This is a genomic window from Streptomyces sp. NPDC007346 (assembly GCF_040703535.1).
GTDB lineage: Bacteria > Actinomycetota > Actinomycetes > Streptomycetales > Streptomycetaceae > Streptomyces.
This window is the reverse complement of record NZ_JBEYKR010000159.1, coordinates 1-15,929: the sequence shown is the minus strand read 5'-3', so window position 1 is coordinate 15,929 and position 15,929 is coordinate 1. Positions and strand designations below refer to the sequence as shown.

Sequence of the window (15,929 nt, the reverse complement as noted above, 5' to 3'; positions counted from 1 at the left end):
ACGTTGCGCCCGAACCACTCGATCTGGTCGGCATAGATGTTCGGGGTGGAAACTTCCACGGTGGCTGGCAGGTTGAGGATCACCTTGTGTTCGGGTGCCCGTACCGGTCACCACGAGGATGGTCATGTCAGCCCTCCCGAGCCGCGGCACACACGGCCCGGCAGATCCGTCGTACGTCGTCGTCCCCGGTGACGTACGGCGGCATCGTGTACACCAGGTCGCGGAACGGCCGCAGCCACACGCCCTCGCGCACGGCCGCCCGGGTCGCCGCCGCCATGTCCACCTCGTGGTCGAGCTGGACGACCCCGATCGCCCCCAGGACACGTACGTCCACGACCCCGGCGACGTCCGAGGCGGGGGCCAGACCGGAGCGCAGCCCCGCACCGATCCGCGCCACCTCGCCCTCCCAGTCCTGCCCGAGCAGCAGGTCCACCGAGGCGGAGGCGATCGAGGCGGCCAGCGGGTTGCCCATGAACGTCGGGCCGTGCGCCAGCACCGGTACCTCGCCGCGCGAGATGCCCTCGGCCACCCGCGAGGTGCACAGCGTCGCCGCCATCGTCAGATAGCCGCCGGTCAGCGCCTTGCCGACACACATGACGTCCGGCGAGACACCGGCGTGAGCGGCGGCGAACAGCTTGCCCGTACGCCCGAAACCGGTCGCGATCTCGTCGAACACCAGCAGGACGTCCAGCTCGTCGCAGGCCTCGCGCAGCACCCGCAGATAGGCGGGGGAGTGGAACCGCATCCCGCCCGCCCCCTGCACCACCGGCTCCACGATCACCGCGGCCAGCTCGTCGGCGTGACGGGCGATCAGCTCCCGCAGACGGGCCACGTAGGCGGGGTCCGGCTCCGCGTCGAAACCGTCCGGCGGGGCGTCGGCGAAGACCTGCCGGGGCAGCGAGCCCGACCACAGCTCGTGCATCCCGCCCTCCGGGTCGCACACCGACATCGGCTGCCAGGTGTCGCCGTGGTAGCCGCCGCGCCAGGTCAACAGCCGTCGCTTGTCCGGGCGCCCGGCCGAACGCCAGAACTGGAGGCACATCTTGACCGCGACCTCGACCGATACGGAGCCCGAGTCGGCGAGGAACACGTGCTGGAGCGGCTCCGGCGTGATCTCCACCAGCCGGGTCGCCAGCCGGACGGCGGGCTCATGGGTGAGCCCGCCGAACATCACATGGCTCATCCGGTCCAGCTGACCGCGCGCGGCCTCGTTGAGGACCGGGTGGTTGTAGCCGTGCACCGCCGACCACCAGGACGACATGCCGTCCACCAACTCGCGCTGCCCCTCCACGGGTTCGGCGAGACGGAGCCGTACGCCGGAGGCCGACTCCACGATCAGCGGCTCCTGCCGGCCGGGCATCGGGCCGTAGGGGTGCCAGACGTGCGCGCGGTCCAGGGCCCGCAGCTCGTCGGGGGAGTACGGCTTCGGCGCGGCCGGTCCGCAGTGTGCGGCCCCCGGGGCGTACGGCTCGGCCCCGGAGGCGTGCGGCTCGGGGACGTACGGCTCAGGCATTGGGCGCGAGGTCCGTCCCCGCACCGCGCCGGCGGACCGCCACCAGGTCCGTACGCGCCGCGCCGGCCGGGACGCCCTCCGAGGCGTCGACGGGCTCGGGCTCCCCATGGCCGCCGCACGGCCCGCAGCCACCGCCACCAGCGTGCGAACCGCAGCCCGCTCCTTCGGAGGCCTCGTGCGAACCGCAGCCCGCCTGCTCCGGTGCGGCCTGCGACCCGCAGCCCCCGCCGAGCGCGTCGGCCCGGTGGCGCGGCAGCGTCGTCGTGCCCGCGCCCTCCACCTCGAAACCGGCGTCGGCGATCATGTCCAGGTCGGTCTGGCCGGCCTGGCCCTCGCTGGTCAGGTAGTCACCGAGGAAGATCGAGTTCACCAGGTGCAGGGCCAGCGGCTGCATCGAGCGCAGATGCACCTCGCGGCCGCCCGCGAGCCGGACCTCCACGTCGGGGCAGACGAAGCGGACCATGGCGAGGATGCGCAGGCAGCGCTGCGGGGTGAGGTTCCACTCCTTGGCCAGCGGTGTGCCCTCGAACGGGATCAGGAAGTTGACCGGCACCGAGTCCGGGTCCAGGTCGCGCAGCGCGAAGACGACGTCGACCAGGTCCTTGTCGCTCTCGCCCATCCCGGCGATCAGCCCGGAGCACGCCGACAGGCCCGCGGCCTGGGCCTGTTGGACGGTCTCCACCCGGTCCGCGTACGTGTGGGTGGTCGTGATCGCCCCGTACGTCTCCTCGGACGTGTTGAGGTTGTGGTTGTACGCGTCGGCGCCCGCCGAACGCAGCCGGTCGGCCTGTCCGTCGGAGAGCAGACCGAGACAGGCGCAGACCTCGACGTCTTCGTTCTGTTCCTTGATCGCCTCGATGGTCCGGGTGACCCGGTCCACGTCCCGGTCCGTCGGCCCGCGCCCGCTCGCCACCAGGCAGACCCGCTTGGCACCGCCCGCCACCCCGGCGGCCGCGGCCTTGGACGCCTCGTCGGGCTTCAGCCAGGTGTACTTGAGGATCCCGGCCTTGGAGCCGAGCCGCTGCGAGCAGTACGAGCAGTCCTCGGGGCAGAGCCCCGACTTCAGGTTGACCAGGTAGTTGAGTTTGACGCGCCGCCCGAACCACTGGCGGCGTACCTTGCCCGCGGCGGCCACCACGTCGAGCAGGTCGTCGTCGGAGGTCGCCAGCACGGCGAGCGCTTCATCGCGGGTCGGCAGTTCGCGCCGCAGCCCCTTGTCCACCAGCGTGTTCAGCAGGTCCATGAAAGACGATCCTGGCTTACGGCACCACCTCCAGCCAAGGAGGAACCGGACAGGAGACGTGGGCGAGGGTGTGTGTATTGCCACACCCTGACCTGCTGCGCACCCCGCTAGGGTCTGTGAGCTGCCTACAAAAGGGACCGCCCTATGTCCTTCGCCCCGCCCTTCGCCCCGTTCGACTGGATCGACGACGAGGCCCGCCGCCGGGCCGAGGCCGGACTCGTCCGGTCCCTGCGCCCGAGGAGTGCGGAAGCCGGGCTTCTCGACCTCGCGAGCAACGACTACCTGGGCCTCACCCGGCACCCGGAGGTCGTCGCCGCCGCGGCCGGCGCCGCCCACCGCTGGGGCGCGGGCGCGACCGGATCACGGCTGGTCACCGGCTCCACCGCGCTCCACGCCGAACTGGAGCGGGAACTCGCCGACTTCTGCGGCTTCGAGGCGGCCCTCGTCCTCTCCTCCGGTTACGCGGCCAACCTGGCGGCCCTGACGGCACTGTCCGGGCGCGGTTCGCTCATCGTCTCCGACGCCGGCAACCACGCCTCCGTCGTGGACGGCTGCCGGCTCTCCCGTGCACGGACCACGGTCGTCCCGCACGCCGATCCGGACGCGGTCGCCAAGGCGCTCCACGGCCACGGAGGGCGGGCGCTCGCCGTCACCGACTCGGTCTTCTCGGTCGACGGGGACGCGGCACCGCTGACCGCGCTGGCCGAGGTCTGCCGCGCCGCGAACGCCGCCCTCGTCGTGGACGACGCCCACGGCCTCGGCGTCCTCGGCGACGGCGGTCGTGGCGCCCTCGCCGCCGCCGGGCTCGCGGGCGGCGAGGGGACCGTCGCCACGCTCACCCTCTCCAAGTCGCTGGGCAGCCAGGGCGGCGCGGTCCTCGGACCGGCCCGGGTCATCGACCACCTGGTCAACACGGCCCGTACGTTCATCTTCGACACCGGCCTCGCCCCGGCCGCGGCGGGCGGGGCGCTGGGCGCGCTCCGGCTGCTGCGCCGGGAACCGGAACGGGCGGCCAGGGCCCGGGAGGTCGCCACCGCGCTGTACGGGCAGCTCACCGCCGCCGGGCTGACCGCGGTCCGGCCCGACGCGGCGGTCGTCTCCGTCCGGGCCCCCTCCGCGGACGCGGCGGTGGGGTGGACGGCCGACTGCCGCGCGGCCGGGGTCGCGGTGGGCTGCTTCCGCCCGCCGTCGGTGCCGGACGGCGTCTCCCGGCTGCGGCTGACCGCGCGGGCGGACCTCACCGAGGAGCGGATCGGAGCCGCGGTGGCCACGATCGTCGCCACCGCACCCCGGGAGGCCCTGATTCCGCTCGGCTGACCCCGCGCGGCTCAGCTGACCCGGGGAGGCTCAGCTGACCCGCGAGGCTCCCTGACCCCGCGAGGCTCAGCCGACCCCTCGCGGGTCCAGTCCGGCCACGAAGGTGGTCCAGGCCGCCGCGGTGAAGCGCAGCGGCGGCCGTTCCACGTCCTTGGAGTCGCGTACGGCGAGGAGCGCGCCGCCGGGCTCGGGGCCGTAGAGCCGTGCGGCCTCCACGCAGTTGTTCATTCCGGTGGAGCGGCTGCTGCGTCGCCACGGCGGTGGCCCCGCGGTGGAAGGTGACGCGTGCGGTGCGAGACGGTCGGACATGATGCCCCCCTCGGGCAGTCGGACGTCCTAACGAATGCCGCGGCGGATCGCGGCGACGAGCTCCAGCGATTGGTCCGGCGTCAGTGCGTGCGCCTGCAAGGTGCGGAAGGCCGAGCTGTACGCCTCGAGGTCTTCTTTCCGCTCCAGATAGAGGCTACTCGTCAAGTGGTCAAGAACGACCACATCCAGATCAGAAATGTTCGGAAAGGAGAAGATAACGAAAGGGCAGGTGAGTCCGACGTGACCGCCGACGGAGAACGGCAGTAACTGAAGCTCCACATGGGGGAGTTGGGCCACCTGGGTCAGATGGTCCAGCTGATCGCGCATCACCTCGGGCCCGCCCACCCTCCGGTGCAGCACCGCCTCGTCCAGCACGGCGGTGAACCGCAGCGGCGGCTTCGCGCGCAGCACCCTCTGACGGGTCAGCCGCACCTCGACCAGCGAGTCCAGATGGTCCGCGGGCAGGCCGTCCAGCGAGGCGCGGGTCACCGCCCGCGCGTAGCCGGCGGTCTGGAGCAGCCCCGGCACCACCGAGGTCTCCAGGCTCCGCACGGTGTCGGCCTGGGACTCCAGGCTGATGAAGTCGCGGTACTGGGGCGGGATCAGCCCCCGGTAGGCGTGCCACCACCCCGCGCCCCCGCCGCCCGCCGACCCGGCGAGCACTTCGAGCAGGGCGCGCAGCTGTGTGTCGCGCACCGCGTAGGTGTCGAGCAGGCGCGTCACGTCACCGGGGCTGACCCCGCTGGCGCCGGTCTCGATGCGGCTCACCTTCGACTGGTGCCAGCCCAGCAGGCGCGCCGCGTCCCGGCTGGTCAGTCCGGAGGCGTGCCGCAGACTCCGTAACTCCTCGCCGAGCTTCCGTCGTCGGACGACGGGGCCGTGCAGCATCCGGGTCTCCTCGCGCTGTGCGGAACGGAACGGGACGGGTCCGATACGCACCGCAAGGTTCGGGCCCGCAGAGGGGCCAGTGTGCCCTTCGTCCGGGTTGTGTGGGACCCGAATTCACCGCTTCGAGCGACAGATATATGCATATCTTGGTCGAACGTCGTTACAGCGAGCTTCAACAGTGGCAGTCTGGCGCGAAGCACCATCCTGGCCGACTGCCGGTCGGCCGGGGCGCGAAAGGGACGGCGTCGCCATGGCAGACCATCAGGAAGCAACCGTCACCCTGCCGAGCGATCCGGCCTCGGTCTCCTCGGCCCGTAGACATGTGGCCAGGACCTTGGCCGAATGGGGCCTCTCGGAGGACACGGAGCTGGCCGACACCATCCGGCTGATCATCTCCGAACTCGCCACCAACGCGGTCCAGCACACCTTCGGCCAGTCACCCACCTTCACCGTGGAACTGCGTCTCGAACGCGACGAGGTCCTACGCCTGGGCGTGACGGACAGTCACCCCCGGTGGCCTCAACGGCTGCCCGCCGCCGTACGGCAGGACAACGGGCGGGGCCTGATGATCATCCGGTCGCTGGCCAAGGAGTACGGCGGGCGGCTCACGGTCGTCCCGACGGCCGAGGGCGGCAAGACGGTCTGGATCACGCTGCCCTGGGCCGCACCCACCCAGGGCTGACCGCGCGGCTCGGGGACCGGCCGGTCCAGGAGGAGGCGGCCCGGTCCGGGGACGGGACAGCCCCGGTTCGTGGACCGGCCGGCGCCGGTGGCCGCGCCACCCGCGTACCGCCTGAGCGGTACGCGGGCGGCGGCGGCGCGGCGCTCACCGGACCGGGGCGGGAAGCGCCGCCCGTACCGTCCCGGCCGTCCCTGCCGCCCGCAAGGGAAGAGCGTCCGGTCGGTGGGTCAGCGGACCCGTCCGTACCAGACGCTCTTGGACCAGATTTTCGCCAGTCGTACCACGTCCCCTGTTTTGGGGGAGTGCCAGATCTTCCCGGACCCGGCGTAGATGCCCACGTGGTAGACGCTGCGCCCGGAATGGAAGAAGACCAGGTCGCCGGGTTTCCGCTTCGACGCGGTGATACGGGTGGTCTTGTTGTACTGCTGCTGTGCCGTGCGGGGAAGCTTCTTCCCGGCCTTCTTGAACGAGTAGAGAGTCAGCCCGGAACAGTCGAAACGGCTGGGGCCGGCGGCCCCGTACTTGTAAGGAGCCCCCTTCTTCGACGCGGCGACCTTCAGCGCCTTCGCCGAATGGGTGGCGGCCTCGGCGTCGTTGACCAGGCCTGGCGCCAGCATCGAGGAGGTAACGGCAAGGGTGAGTACGGAAGCCGTACCGACCCGGGTGAGCAGAGACGGGACATGAACCTGCGCAGACATGCGCAACCCTTCGTCAGCCGCCTGTGAAGGATGACCTGTCGGGTTCGGGCTGGCGAAGTTGCCCGGCCGCGTGGAGCGGCTTCACCCCGAGGGCTTCCCGGTCTCCCGGTCGGCCCGTTGTACTCGGGTCCTCCACTCCTGCCGATCCACTCCTGTCGACCAGTCATCCGGGAGGCGGCAGGACTCGGCGTCCACCCGGACCGCCCCGCCGCGGTGGCGGGGGCTTGTCGTCCCAGGGATCTTGACTCACCAAGTGCCGGATTTCCGAGTTGAAACGGCGATTTGTGAGTCTCCTCACCACTGACCCGTTCGGGTGGACAGAGCGCATTCGCGCCCGCCGACGAGCCGGGCGCACACCCTCGTACCAGCGACGAAAGGGCGCATTTCGAGTACGGCCCACGCGCGGAACGCAAGTTGGGCCGTCGCTCGCGCGGGTGATCTCCTACGCCGAACGAGCGAGGAAAACCGATCGCCGGACCGGGCGTGTCGCACGGCGTGGTGACCGGCCCGCTCCCGTAATGCGCTCCGGGCGCGTGGAGCGGCTCGGTCCCGGTCCGGCGGCAGGGCGACCCGGCCCGCCCGACGCTCGTGGCCTCAGCGGGCCAGGGAGAGGCCCGCGAGCTCCAGGCACGCGGCGACCGACGCCGTCTCCGCCTCGTCCAGTCGGCGCATCGGCGGGCTCATCACATTGGTGTCGATGATCCCGCGCAGCATCAGGGCCGTCTTGAACGCGCCGAGGCCCGCGGCCGTGGCCGAAGCCGTGCCGGGACGGGCCGCACGGACGATGTCGAACAGGCCGACGAGCCGGTCCTGTTCGGCCCTGGCGGCGGCCCAGTCACCGCGTACGGCGGCCTCGTGCAGCCGCACGTAGCCGTGCGGGTCCACGTTGCCCAGGCCGGGTACGGAACCGTCGGCGCCGCTCAGCATCATCGCGTCGACCACCAGCTCATGGCCGGTCAGGACGGAGAACCCGGACAGGTCGCGGGCCCCGATGACCAGCCGGCGGAAGGAGCCGTCGTCCCCGCTGGAGTCCTTGACCCCCGCGAGCACCCCGTCCGCCGCGAGCGGCAGCAGGAGTTCCGGGTCCAGCTTGCTGTGCACGCAGACCGGCACGTCGTACGCCAGGAGCGGCAGCTCCACGGCCGCGGCGATGTCCCGGAAGTGGCGGTCGATCTCGGTGGCGTGGGTGCGCGTGTAGAAGGGCGCGGTGGCCACGACCGCGTCGGCACCGAGGGCCGCCGCGGCGCGGGCCCGCTCGATCGCCCGGTTGGTGGTGGTCTCGATGGCGCCGACGAGGACGGGCACCTGGCCCGCGGAGGCCGAGGTGATCACCTTGATCACCTCGTCCTGCTGCGAGGGCGTCAGATAGGCGGTCTCGCCGGAGCTGCCGAGGGCGAAGAGGCCGCTGACACCGGCTTCGAGGAGATGGCCGACGACCCGCTCCAGCGAGATGCGGTCGAGCTCGCCGTCCGCGGTGAGCGGGGTGACGACGGGCGGGATCACTCCGGAGTAGGAGGGGGTGGGGGCGGTCATGCGGTGCTCCTTGCGGGCGTTACGGGGGTCCGCTTCCCGGCGGGGGAGGCGGGGCTCTGGGGGTGGACGCAGTGCCAGCGGTGCTCGTCGGGCCCGAAGGTCTCGGCGGGGAAGACCGTGGCGCACTCCGCGTCGGCCTTCCAGCAGCGGGTGCTGAAGGGGCAGCCGGGCGGCGGGTTGGTGGCGGAGGGCACCGGGCCGGTGAGCACGATGCGGTCCGTCGCCTCCAGCAGGCTGGGGGTGGCGGAGAGCAGCGCCTCGGTGTACGGGTGGCGGGGGGAGCCCGCCACGTCGGCGGCCCGGCCCTCCTCGACGATGCGGCCGAGGTAGAGGACGGCGATGCGGTCGGCGAGGTAGCGCACGGTCTGGATGTCGTGGGAGATGAACACCATGCCCAGGCCCAGGCGTTCGCGCAGGTCGACGAGGAGGTTGAGCACCTGGGCGCGTACGGAGACGTCGAGCGCGGAGGTCGGTTCGTCGGCGACGATCAGCTCCGGTTCGAGGGCCAGGGCGCGCGCGATGGCGACGCGCTGGCGCTGGCCGCCGGAGAGCTGTCCGGGCAGCGCGGCGAGGGTGTGGCCGGGCAGTCCGACCAGGTCGAGCAGCTCCTCGACGCGGGCCTCGCGGGCCTCGCGTGTGCCGCGCCGGTGCACGTCCAGCGGATCGCGCAGGATCTGGCGGACCGGGAGGCGGGGGTTGAGCGCGGTGGAGGGGTCCTGGAAGACCACGCCGACCGCCGAGCCGAAGTCCTTGCGCCGCTCGGCGCCCGTCATGTCCCACAGGTCGCGCCCGTGGAAGAGGACCTCGCCCTCGGTGGGCTTCTGGAGTCCGGTCAGCACGCGGGCGAGGGTGGACTTGCCGCAGCCGGACTCACCCACCAGTCCCACGATCTCACCGCGCCTGACCTCCAGGGTGGCGTCGGTGAGCGCGTGTACGGCATCGCGGCTGAATATGCCGCCGCTGCGCGCCTTGTGGCGTACGTGGACGCCGTCGAGCCTGATCACAGGGCGCTCCTTTCCAGCTTCTCGGCGAGGGCACCGGCCGGGTGATGGCAGGCGTAGCCGTGGTCCTGCGCCGTGCCGCGCACGGTGAGCAGGGGGGTGGTCGTGCGGCAGATGTCCGTGGCGGCGCCGCAGCGGCCGGCGAAGCGGCAGCCCGCGCCGAAGCCCTGGGGCGCGGGGACGACCCCGCGGATCTGGTGGAGCCGGTCGGCGCCGGCCTCCAGGGAGACGACGGAGCCGAGGAGGCCACGGCTGTAGTGGTGGGTGGGGTCGGTGAGGACGGACCGGATGTCGCCGACCTCCGCGAGACGGCCCGCGTACATCACGGCGACCCGGTGCGAGAGGTCGCCGACCAGGGCGAGGTCGTGGCTGACCAGCACCATGGCGAAACCGAGCTCGTCGCGGAGCCTGATGAGGAGTTCGACGACCTGGGCCTGGACGGTGACGTCGAGGGCGGTGGTCGGCTCGTCGGCGATCAGCAGGCGCGGGCTGCGGGAGAGGGCCATGGCGATCAGGACCCGCTGGCGCTGTCCCCCGGAGAGTTCGTGCGGGTAGCTGCGCAGGGTGCGTTCGGGGGAGAGGCCGACGAGTTCGAGGAGTTCGGCGGGGGTCTTCGTACCGCCGCGCGAGGTCAGCTGCTTCAGCTGGGTGCCGACGAGTACGGAGGGGTTGAGGGAGGAGAGCGCGTCCTGGTAGACCATGGCGATCTCGGGGCCCATCAGGGCGCGGCGCTCCTTGGGCGGGAGCTTCAGCAGGTCCCGCCCGCGGTAGAGGATCTCGCCGCTGACCTCCGCGTTGCGGGCGAGGAGGCCCATGACGGCGAGGCTGGTGATGGACTTGCCGCAGCCGGACTCGCCGACCAGGCCGAGGGTCTCGCCCTCGTGGACGGTGAAGGTGAGCCGGTCGACGACGGGGATCTCGCCGTAGCGGTCGGGGAAGCGGATGGCCAGGTCGCGGACGACGAGGAGTTCGTCGGCGTCCGCGGGCACCGGTGTGACGGCGGGCCCGGTCACGTCGATGTGCCGGGCGAGCTTGGCGAGGGCGGCGTCGATGTCGACGGTGGCGGCGGCCTCGACCGGGTCGGGAGCCGTGGTGGTGGCGGCGAAGGCGCGGGCGCTCCTGGGTGCGGCCGAGGCGTCGGTGAGGCCCTCGGAGAGGATGTTGAGCGCGAGGACGGTGATCAGGAGGGCCAGGCCGGGGAAGAACGTGGCCCACCATCCTCCGGCCAGAAGGATCTGCCGGCCGTAGGCGAGGACGCTGCCCCAGCTGGGGTCGGGGTCCTGCACACCGGCCCCGATGAAGGAGAGGCTGGCCTCGAAGATGATCGCCTCGGCGACCATGACGGTGGCGAACACCATGACCGGCGCCATGCAGTTGACGGCGACGTGGCGGAGCACGATGTAGCCGCGCCGGGCGCCGATGACCTTCTCGGCGGCCACGTAGTCCTCGCCGTACTGCGCGAGCACGTTGGCCCGTACGACGCGGGCGAGCGAGGGGGTGTACACGAAGGCGATGGTGAAGATGATCACCGGGACGCTGGTGCCGAAGACGGCGACCAGGACGGCCGCGAGGGCGATCGGCGGGAACGACATCACGACGTCGAGCGTGCGCATGACGGACTCGTCGCCGAGCTTGCGCGAGGTGGCGGCGAGCGATCCGAGGACGGCTCCGGCGACCAGGGCGACGGCGGTCGCGCCGAGGCCGATGACCAGCGAGTAGCGCGATCCGTGCACCACGCGGGCGAAGACGTCGCGCCCGGCGCGGTCGGTGCCGAACCAGTGGTCGCCGCTCGGGGACTGGACCGGGGTGCCGGTGGTCAGGGGGTCCTGGGTGAGGAGGGGGGCGAGTACGGCACCGAGGACGACGACGATCAGTACGCCGAGGGCGATGCGCGAGGTGACCGGGAGGGCGCGGAAGGCGATGCCCGGTCGGGAGAGCTTCTTGGCCAGAGTGCCCGTGGCGAACATGTCACACCGTCCTGATGCGCGGGTTGACCAGCAGGTAGAGCAGGTCGACGATGACGTTGACCACCAGGAAGGCGATGGCGATGGTCAGTACGGTGCCTTGGACCAGGGCGACGTCGCCGCCGGTGACACCTTCGAGGATGAGCTTGCCCATGCCCGGCAGGTCGAAGATCGCCTCGATGACGACGGCCCCGCTGAGCAGGTAGCCGACCTTGACGCCGAGCACGGTGAGCGGGGTGACGAGCGCGTTGCGCAGCACCGAGCGGATCACCAGGAAGACCGGCAGACCGTTGCCCTGGGCGGTACGGACGTAGTCGCGGTCGAGTTCGGCGACCATCGAGGTCCGTACGAGACGGGCGAGCGACGCGGCGACGGGCACGGCGAGCGAGATGGCGGGCAGGGCCATGGTGGTGAGCCAGCCGCCGAACGAGTCGGCCGGGTTGGTGTACCCGCCGGTCGGGAAGATCCGGGTGTTCAGCGCGAACTGCTGGATGAGCAGGACCCCGAGCCAGAAGGACGGGATGGCGACCCCGGCCATGGACAGCACACGGAAGAGCTGGTCGGGCCAGCGGTCGCGGTACATCGCGCCCAGGACACCGCCGACGACGGCGAGGGTGACCGCCAGGAGGAGCCCGAGGAAGGTCAGTTGGAGGGTGAGCGGAAACGCCGCGGTGATCCGGTCGATCACGGGCTGGCTCGGTGGGACGGTCATACCGAGGTCGAAGTGGAGCAGCCGGCCGAGGAAGTCGAAGTAGCGGATCGGCAACGGGTCGTTGAGCCCGTTGGCCTCCGCGAAGGCTTCCCTGGCCTCGGGACCGGCGCTCTCTCCGAGCGCGTTGTAGGCCGGGTCGGCCGGCGAGAACTGCAGCACCACGAAGACCAGCAGTGCGATGCCGAGAATCATCACCGGCATCATCGCGACGCGGCGCAGCGCGAGCCGGAGAAAAGCAACCATCGTCGGGTTCCTTGCGATTGGGCGGACAGCGGGTGCGGGTCGCCGGGGAGGTGACGGCCCGCACCGGTGGACGTCAGGCGCGGCCGACGTCCACGAAGGACAGACCCGTCGTCGGCAGCGGCTTGAAGCCGGACAGGGCCTTCTCGTTCCAGGCGGTCGGCAGCTTGCGGTGAAGGATCGGGTAGAGCGCGGCCTCGTCGGCGACGAGGTCGGTGATCCGGCCCCACAGCTGCTTGCGCGTCGCCTCGTCCGCTGTCTGGGCGGCCTTGTCGAGGAGCTGCTTGACCTCCTTGTACCCGGCGGTCCCGGACCAGCCGTACCGCTTCTCCGGCCAGAAGCCGTAGTAGAACCAGCGCATCAGGAGGTCCACGTCGTTGCCGAAGACCGAGGGGTCGCCCGGGGCCACCAGCACGTCGAAGTCACCGCCGTCGACCTTGGCGTACTGGGCCGCGGACTGGGCGATGCTGAGGGTGGCCTCGATGCCGGCCGCCGCCCAGCTCTCCTTGAGCAGCGGGGCGATGTCCTTGACCCAGCCGGTGTCGGTGGTCAGGACGGTGAACTTGAGCTTGCCCACGCCCGCGTCGGCGAGCAGCTTCTTCGCCTTGGCCACGTCGTGCGTGTAGACGGTGGCGGCCTGGTGGTAGTCGGGGTGGGTCGAGGGCACGTACCCGGTCGCGGCGGCCGCGTTGCCGACCATCGCGGTGGTGATGATCTTCTCGGTGTCCAGCGCGTAGTGCAGGGCCTGGCGGACGCGCTTGTCGGCGAACCGCTCGTCCGCGGTGTTGAACATCAGGAAGAGCAGGCCGAAGGACTGCACGGACTCGGTCTTCGTGGTGGCGGAGAGCCGCTTGACGTCGATGTACGGGACGTCCTCGATGGCGTGGACGCGCCCGGACTCCATGGCGCTGACACGTGCCGACTGGTCGGACATCAGGCGCCAGATCATCTTCTTGGCCTTGGCCGGGCGAGGGCCGTTGTACGTGTCGAACCTCTCGAAGACGATCTTGTCCTCGCGGGTCGCCTCGATGAACCGGTACGGTCCCGAGCCGACGGGCTTGGCGTCGAAGCCCTTGACGTCCGCCTCGACGACCTTCTTCGGCACGATCCGTGCCACGGCGATGCGGGAGGGGAAGAGCGCGAAGGCGTACTTGAGCTTGAACTCGACCGTCGTGGCGTCGACGGCGGTGACCGTGTCGATGAAGGGCACGAACTGCGCCATCAGCGACGCGTTCTTCTCGTCCAGGATGCGTTCGAAGCTGAACACGACGTCCTCGGCGGTGACCGGCGAGCCGTCGTGGAAGGTCGCGCCGTCACGGAGGGTGGCGCGGTAGGTGGTGGCGTTGATCTTCTTCGGCATCTCCGTGGCGAGCGCCGGGCGGGCCACGAGTGTTGCGGGATCGAGATCTACGAGCCCCTCGAAGATGTGCATATTGGCTGCGTAGGGCGTTGCGCCCGACGTGATCATCGGATCGAACCCGGTGGACAGGGGGTACGACAGACCGGCTTCGATGGTGCCGTCGGCGTCACCGTTGCCGGCCCCGTCCGCTCCGTCGGCGGTCGAGGAGGGCCCGCCGCAAGCCGTGAGTCCCGCCGTGATGGCGGCGGCCGCGCCCAGGGCGCTGGTGTATCGCAGGAAAGTGCGGCGCTCGACGCCGGCTGGCCTCAGCTCGGGCACGGGTCCTCCAAGGGACGTTGGGTGAGGAAGCGGGTGGAGAACGACTTTTCGAAGGCTATCGGGGTGCCTCGGAAGGGTGGGCGTCAGACGTCAGATGTCTGATGCCTTGATAGCGTGGGAACGTAGCTTGACAATCGAGAGGGGTCAAGAGGTGGGGAGTTCACCTATGTCCGGCGCGCGGCCCGGACGCACCTTGTTGCGGCAGGAAGTCGTCGAGGGCATCAAGCGCTACATCCTCGACGAACGGCTGCGCCCGGGGGACCCGCTGCCGACCGAGCCGGCCCTGTGCGAGGCGCTCGGCGCCAGCCGCTCCAGCGTCCGGGAGGCCGTCAAGATCCTCGACGCCCTCGACATCGTCGAGGTGCGCCACGGCCACGGGACGTACGTCGGCCGGCTGAGCCTGTCGGCGCTGGTGGAGAGCCTCACCTTCCGCGGCCTGCTCTCGCCCGACGACGACTTCCAGGTGATGGCCGACCTCGTCGACGTACGCGAGCTCTTCGAGCGGGGCATGGCCGACCGGATCATCTCCTCGCTCGGCGCCGAGCAGCTCGACCGGCTGGACGAGCTGGTGGCGACCATGCGCGCCACCGGTGTGGGCGACGGGCACGGCTTCGTCGCGGCGGACCGGGCCTTCCACGCCCTGCTCGTGGCCCCCCTCGGCAACGACCTGATCGGCCAGCTCTCGATGGCCTTCTGGGAGGTCTACACCGTCGTCGCGCCGCATCTGCAGGGGTTCACGCACGCCGATGAGGCGGAGACGGTCGCCGCCCACCAGAACATCGTGGACGCGGCTCGGGCGGGCGACGTCACCGCGTTCCTGAAGGCCCTCGGCGAGCACTACGCCCCGGTCAGGCGGCGGATCGCCGAGGCTCGGGCGCTCGAAGGGAAGCAGGGCTGACGGCGGCCGTCGCGCGCCCGTCCGCCGGGGCGGGACCGCGCCGCCGTCCGCCCCCTTGACGCACCCTCCCGCGGCTCCCTAGGGTCCGGTTTGCCATCAGGACATCAGACGTCTTCTGTCCTGTCGCTCACCCCGTCCCCCAGGAGGGCACCGCCATGCCGTCGGCCGATCTCACGCTCGCGGAATGCCGCACCTACCGGCCCGGACTACCCCGCCCCGACGACTTCGACGGCTTCTGGTCGAGCACCCTGAGCGAGGCCGCTCGCGGCGGTGATCCGGGCCGGCCCCGCTTCCGGCAGGTCGACTGCGGGCTGACCCAGGTGCGTACGTACGACGTGAGCGTCCCGGGATACGACGGGCGGCCGGTACGCGGCTGGCTGCGCATGCCCGCCCAGGCCACCGGACCGCTCGGCTGCGTCGTGGAGTTCCTCGGGTACGGGCGCGGCCGGGGCCTGCCCCACGAGCAGCTGATGTGGGCCTGCGCCGGATACGCGCACCTGGTCATGGACACCCGGGGCCAGGGCTGGTCGGCGGCGGGCGGCGACACCCCGGACACCGACCCCGGGGCGGCCGGGACCGTGCCCGGCTTCCTGACCCGGGGCGTCGAGAGCCCCGGGACGCACTACTACCGGCGGGTGTTCACCGACGCGGTCCGCTGCGTGGAAGCGATGCGCGAACACCCCGAGGTCGACCCCGCCCGCATCGTGGTGACCGGGTTCAGCCAGGGCGGGGGCATCGCGCTGGCCGTGGCCGGGCTCCTGCCGGGGCTGGCCGGCGTGATGCCCGACGTGCCCTTCCTGTGCAACATCCCCCGGGCCGCGCGGATCACCGGAACGGATCCGTACACCGAGATCGCGACCTACCTCCGGCTCCACCGCGACCGCGCCGACACGGTTTTCCGCACCCTGTCGTACTTCGACGCGGCCCATCACGCCACCCGGGCCACCGCGCCCGCCCTGTTCTCCATCGCGATGATGGACGAGGTCTGCCCGCCCTCCACCTGCTTCACGGCCTACAACCGTTACGCGGGCCCCAAGGACGTACGTGTCTACGAGTTCAACGGGCACGAGGGCGGCGGCGAGCACCACCGGGCCGAACAACTGGCCTGGGTGAGCGACCTGTTCGCCGGTCTCCCGGCGGGTCTGCCCGCCCGTTCCTGACGGAGGGAACTCCGTGCGCGTACGTGCCGGTGCCGGCGCTCCGGGCGCCGGCACCCGCCGGGCCACCCCGAACGGCAGAGAACACGGCAGAAA

Annotated in this window: 14 protein-coding genes and 1 riboswitch; of the genes, 4 read left to right on the top strand and 10 right to left on the bottom strand. The window is 71.4% G+C overall.

Annotated features, from left to right (window positions below):
• Positions 1 to 127: 127 nt before the first annotated feature.
• Positions 128 to 1,513: an adenosylmethionine--8-amino-7-oxononanoate transaminase gene (locus AB0917_RS29370; RefSeq protein WP_366822699.1), complete on the bottom strand. Its 1,386-nt coding sequence runs from the start codon at positions 1,511 to 1,513 to the stop codon at positions 128 to 130.
• On the bottom strand, positions 1,506 to 2,756 hold the full coding sequence (bioB, locus tag AB0917_RS29365) for a biotin synthase BioB (protein ID WP_366822698.1): 1,251 nt from the start codon (positions 2,754 to 2,756) through the stop codon (positions 1,506 to 1,508). The genes AB0917_RS29370 and bioB overlap by 8 nt, the downstream gene beginning before the upstream one ends.
• 144 nt (positions 2,757 to 2,900) lie before the next feature.
• Here bioB and AB0917_RS29360 point away from each other — a divergent pair, with 144 nt between their 5' ends.
• Positions 2,901 to 4,073, top strand: a complete 1,173-nt coding sequence (locus AB0917_RS29360) for an 8-amino-7-oxononanoate synthase (RefSeq protein ID WP_366822697.1) — start codon at positions 2,901 to 2,903, stop codon at positions 4,071 to 4,073.
• A gap of 66 nt (positions 4,074 to 4,139) precedes the next feature.
• Here AB0917_RS29360 and AB0917_RS29355 read toward each other — a convergent pair whose 3' ends face one another.
• Entirely contained in the window at positions 4,140 to 4,382 is a 243-nt protein-coding gene (locus tag AB0917_RS29355; RefSeq protein WP_366822696.1) for a DUF397 domain-containing protein, read from the bottom strand.
• A gap of 27 nt (positions 4,383 to 4,409) precedes the next feature.
• Entirely contained in the window at positions 4,410 to 5,270 is an 861-nt protein-coding gene (locus AB0917_RS29350; RefSeq protein ID WP_366822695.1) for a helix-turn-helix transcriptional regulator, read from the bottom strand.
• 250 nt (positions 5,271 to 5,520) lie between these two features.
• Between AB0917_RS29350 and AB0917_RS29345 the strand changes: the two genes are divergently transcribed.
• Complete coding sequence (locus AB0917_RS29345) at positions 5,521 to 5,952, top strand: ATP-binding protein (protein WP_366822694.1); 432 nt, start codon at positions 5,521 to 5,523, stop codon at positions 5,950 to 5,952.
• 227 nt (positions 5,953 to 6,179) lie between these two features.
• Here the strand turns inward: AB0917_RS29345 and AB0917_RS29340 are convergent, their stop codons facing one another.
• The 6 genes from AB0917_RS29340 to AB0917_RS29315 form a co-directional block, all read right to left on the bottom strand.
• Positions 6,180 to 6,650 carry a C40 family peptidase gene (locus AB0917_RS29340; RefSeq protein ID WP_366822693.1) on the bottom strand — a complete coding sequence of 157 codons (471 nt, stop codon included), beginning with the start codon at positions 6,648 to 6,650 and terminating at the stop codon, positions 6,180 to 6,182.
• A gap of 3 nt (positions 6,651 to 6,653) precedes the next feature.
• Positions 6,654 to 6,840, bottom strand: a riboswitch (cyclic di-AMP (ydaO/yuaA leader).
• Positions 6,841 to 7,244: 404 nt separating this feature from the next.
• Positions 7,245 to 8,183, bottom strand: a complete 939-nt coding sequence (locus AB0917_RS29335; RefSeq protein ID WP_366822692.1) for a dihydrodipicolinate synthase family protein — start codon at positions 8,181 to 8,183, stop codon at positions 7,245 to 7,247.
• Positions 8,180 to 9,187 (bottom strand): ABC transporter ATP-binding protein, encoded by a 1,008-nt coding sequence (locus AB0917_RS29330; RefSeq protein WP_366822691.1) that lies wholly within the window; start codon positions 9,185 to 9,187, stop codon positions 8,180 to 8,182. Before AB0917_RS29330 ends, AB0917_RS29335 begins: the two co-directional genes overlap by 4 nt.
• Positions 9,184 to 11,151, bottom strand: a complete 1,968-nt coding sequence (locus AB0917_RS29325) for a dipeptide/oligopeptide/nickel ABC transporter permease/ATP-binding protein (RefSeq protein WP_366822690.1) — start codon at positions 11,149 to 11,151, stop codon at positions 9,184 to 9,186. The genes AB0917_RS29330 and AB0917_RS29325 overlap by 4 nt, the downstream gene beginning before the upstream one ends.
• A 1-nt stretch (position 11,152) precedes the next feature.
• The gene (locus AB0917_RS29320) at positions 11,153 to 12,103 is read right to left on the bottom strand and encodes an ABC transporter permease (RefSeq protein ID WP_366822689.1); all 951 of its coding nucleotides are present in this window, start codon (positions 12,101 to 12,103) and stop codon (positions 11,153 to 11,155) included.
• Positions 12,104 to 12,176: 73 nt separating this feature from the next.
• Positions 12,177 to 13,778 (bottom strand): ABC transporter substrate-binding protein, encoded by a 1,602-nt coding sequence (locus tag AB0917_RS29315; RefSeq protein ID WP_366822688.1) that lies wholly within the window; start codon positions 13,776 to 13,778, stop codon positions 12,177 to 12,179.
• Between the two features lie 166 nt (positions 13,779 to 13,944).
• Between AB0917_RS29315 and AB0917_RS29310 the strand changes: the two genes are divergently transcribed.
• Together AB0917_RS29310 and AB0917_RS29305 are read left to right on the top strand one after the other, a co-directional pair.
• Positions 13,945 to 14,676 carry a FadR/GntR family transcriptional regulator gene (locus AB0917_RS29310; protein WP_366822687.1) on the top strand — a complete coding sequence of 244 codons (732 nt, stop codon included), beginning with the start codon at positions 13,945 to 13,947 and terminating at the stop codon, positions 14,674 to 14,676.
• A gap of 155 nt (positions 14,677 to 14,831) precedes the next feature.
• Entirely contained in the window at positions 14,832 to 15,836 is a 1,005-nt protein-coding gene (locus AB0917_RS29305) for an acetylxylan esterase (RefSeq protein ID WP_366822686.1), read from the top strand.
• The last annotated feature ends 93 nt before the right edge of the window (positions 15,837 to 15,929 follow it).

Coding starts and splice junctions, on each gene's coding strand:
- AB0917_RS29370 (WP_366822699.1), bottom strand. CDS start 1,513: ATGCCTGAGCCGTACGTCCCCGAGCCGCACGCCTCCGGGGCCGAGCCG.
- bioB (WP_366822698.1), bottom strand. CDS start 2,756: ATGGACCTGCTGAACACGCTGGTGGACAAGGGGCTGCGGCGCGAACTG.
- AB0917_RS29360 (WP_366822697.1), top strand. CDS start 2,901: ATGTCCTTCGCCCCGCCCTTCGCCCCGTTCGACTGGATCGACGACGAG.
- AB0917_RS29355 (WP_366822696.1), bottom strand. CDS start 4,382: ATGTCCGACCGTCTCGCACCGCACGCGTCACCTTCCACCGCGGGGCCA.
- AB0917_RS29350 (WP_366822695.1), bottom strand. CDS start 5,270: ATGCTGCACGGCCCCGTCGTCCGACGACGGAAGCTCGGCGAGGAGTTA.
- AB0917_RS29345 (WP_366822694.1), top strand. CDS start 5,521: ATGGCAGACCATCAGGAAGCAACCGTCACCCTGCCGAGCGATCCGGCC.
- AB0917_RS29340 (WP_366822693.1), bottom strand. CDS start 6,650: ATGTCTGCGCAGGTTCATGTCCCGTCTCTGCTCACCCGGGTCGGTACG.
- AB0917_RS29335 (WP_366822692.1), bottom strand. CDS start 8,183: ATGACCGCCCCCACCCCCTCCTACTCCGGAGTGATCCCGCCCGTCGTC.
- AB0917_RS29325 (WP_366822690.1), bottom strand. CDS start 11,151: ATGTTCGCCACGGGCACTCTGGCCAAGAAGCTCTCCCGACCGGGCATC.
- AB0917_RS29320 (WP_366822689.1), bottom strand. CDS start 12,103: ATGGTTGCTTTTCTCCGGCTCGCGCTGCGCCGCGTCGCGATGATGCCG.
- AB0917_RS29310 (WP_366822687.1), top strand. CDS start 13,945: ATGTCCGGCGCGCGGCCCGGACGCACCTTGTTGCGGCAGGAAGTCGTC.
- AB0917_RS29305 (WP_366822686.1), top strand. CDS start 14,832: ATGCCGTCGGCCGATCTCACGCTCGCGGAATGCCGCACCTACCGGCCC.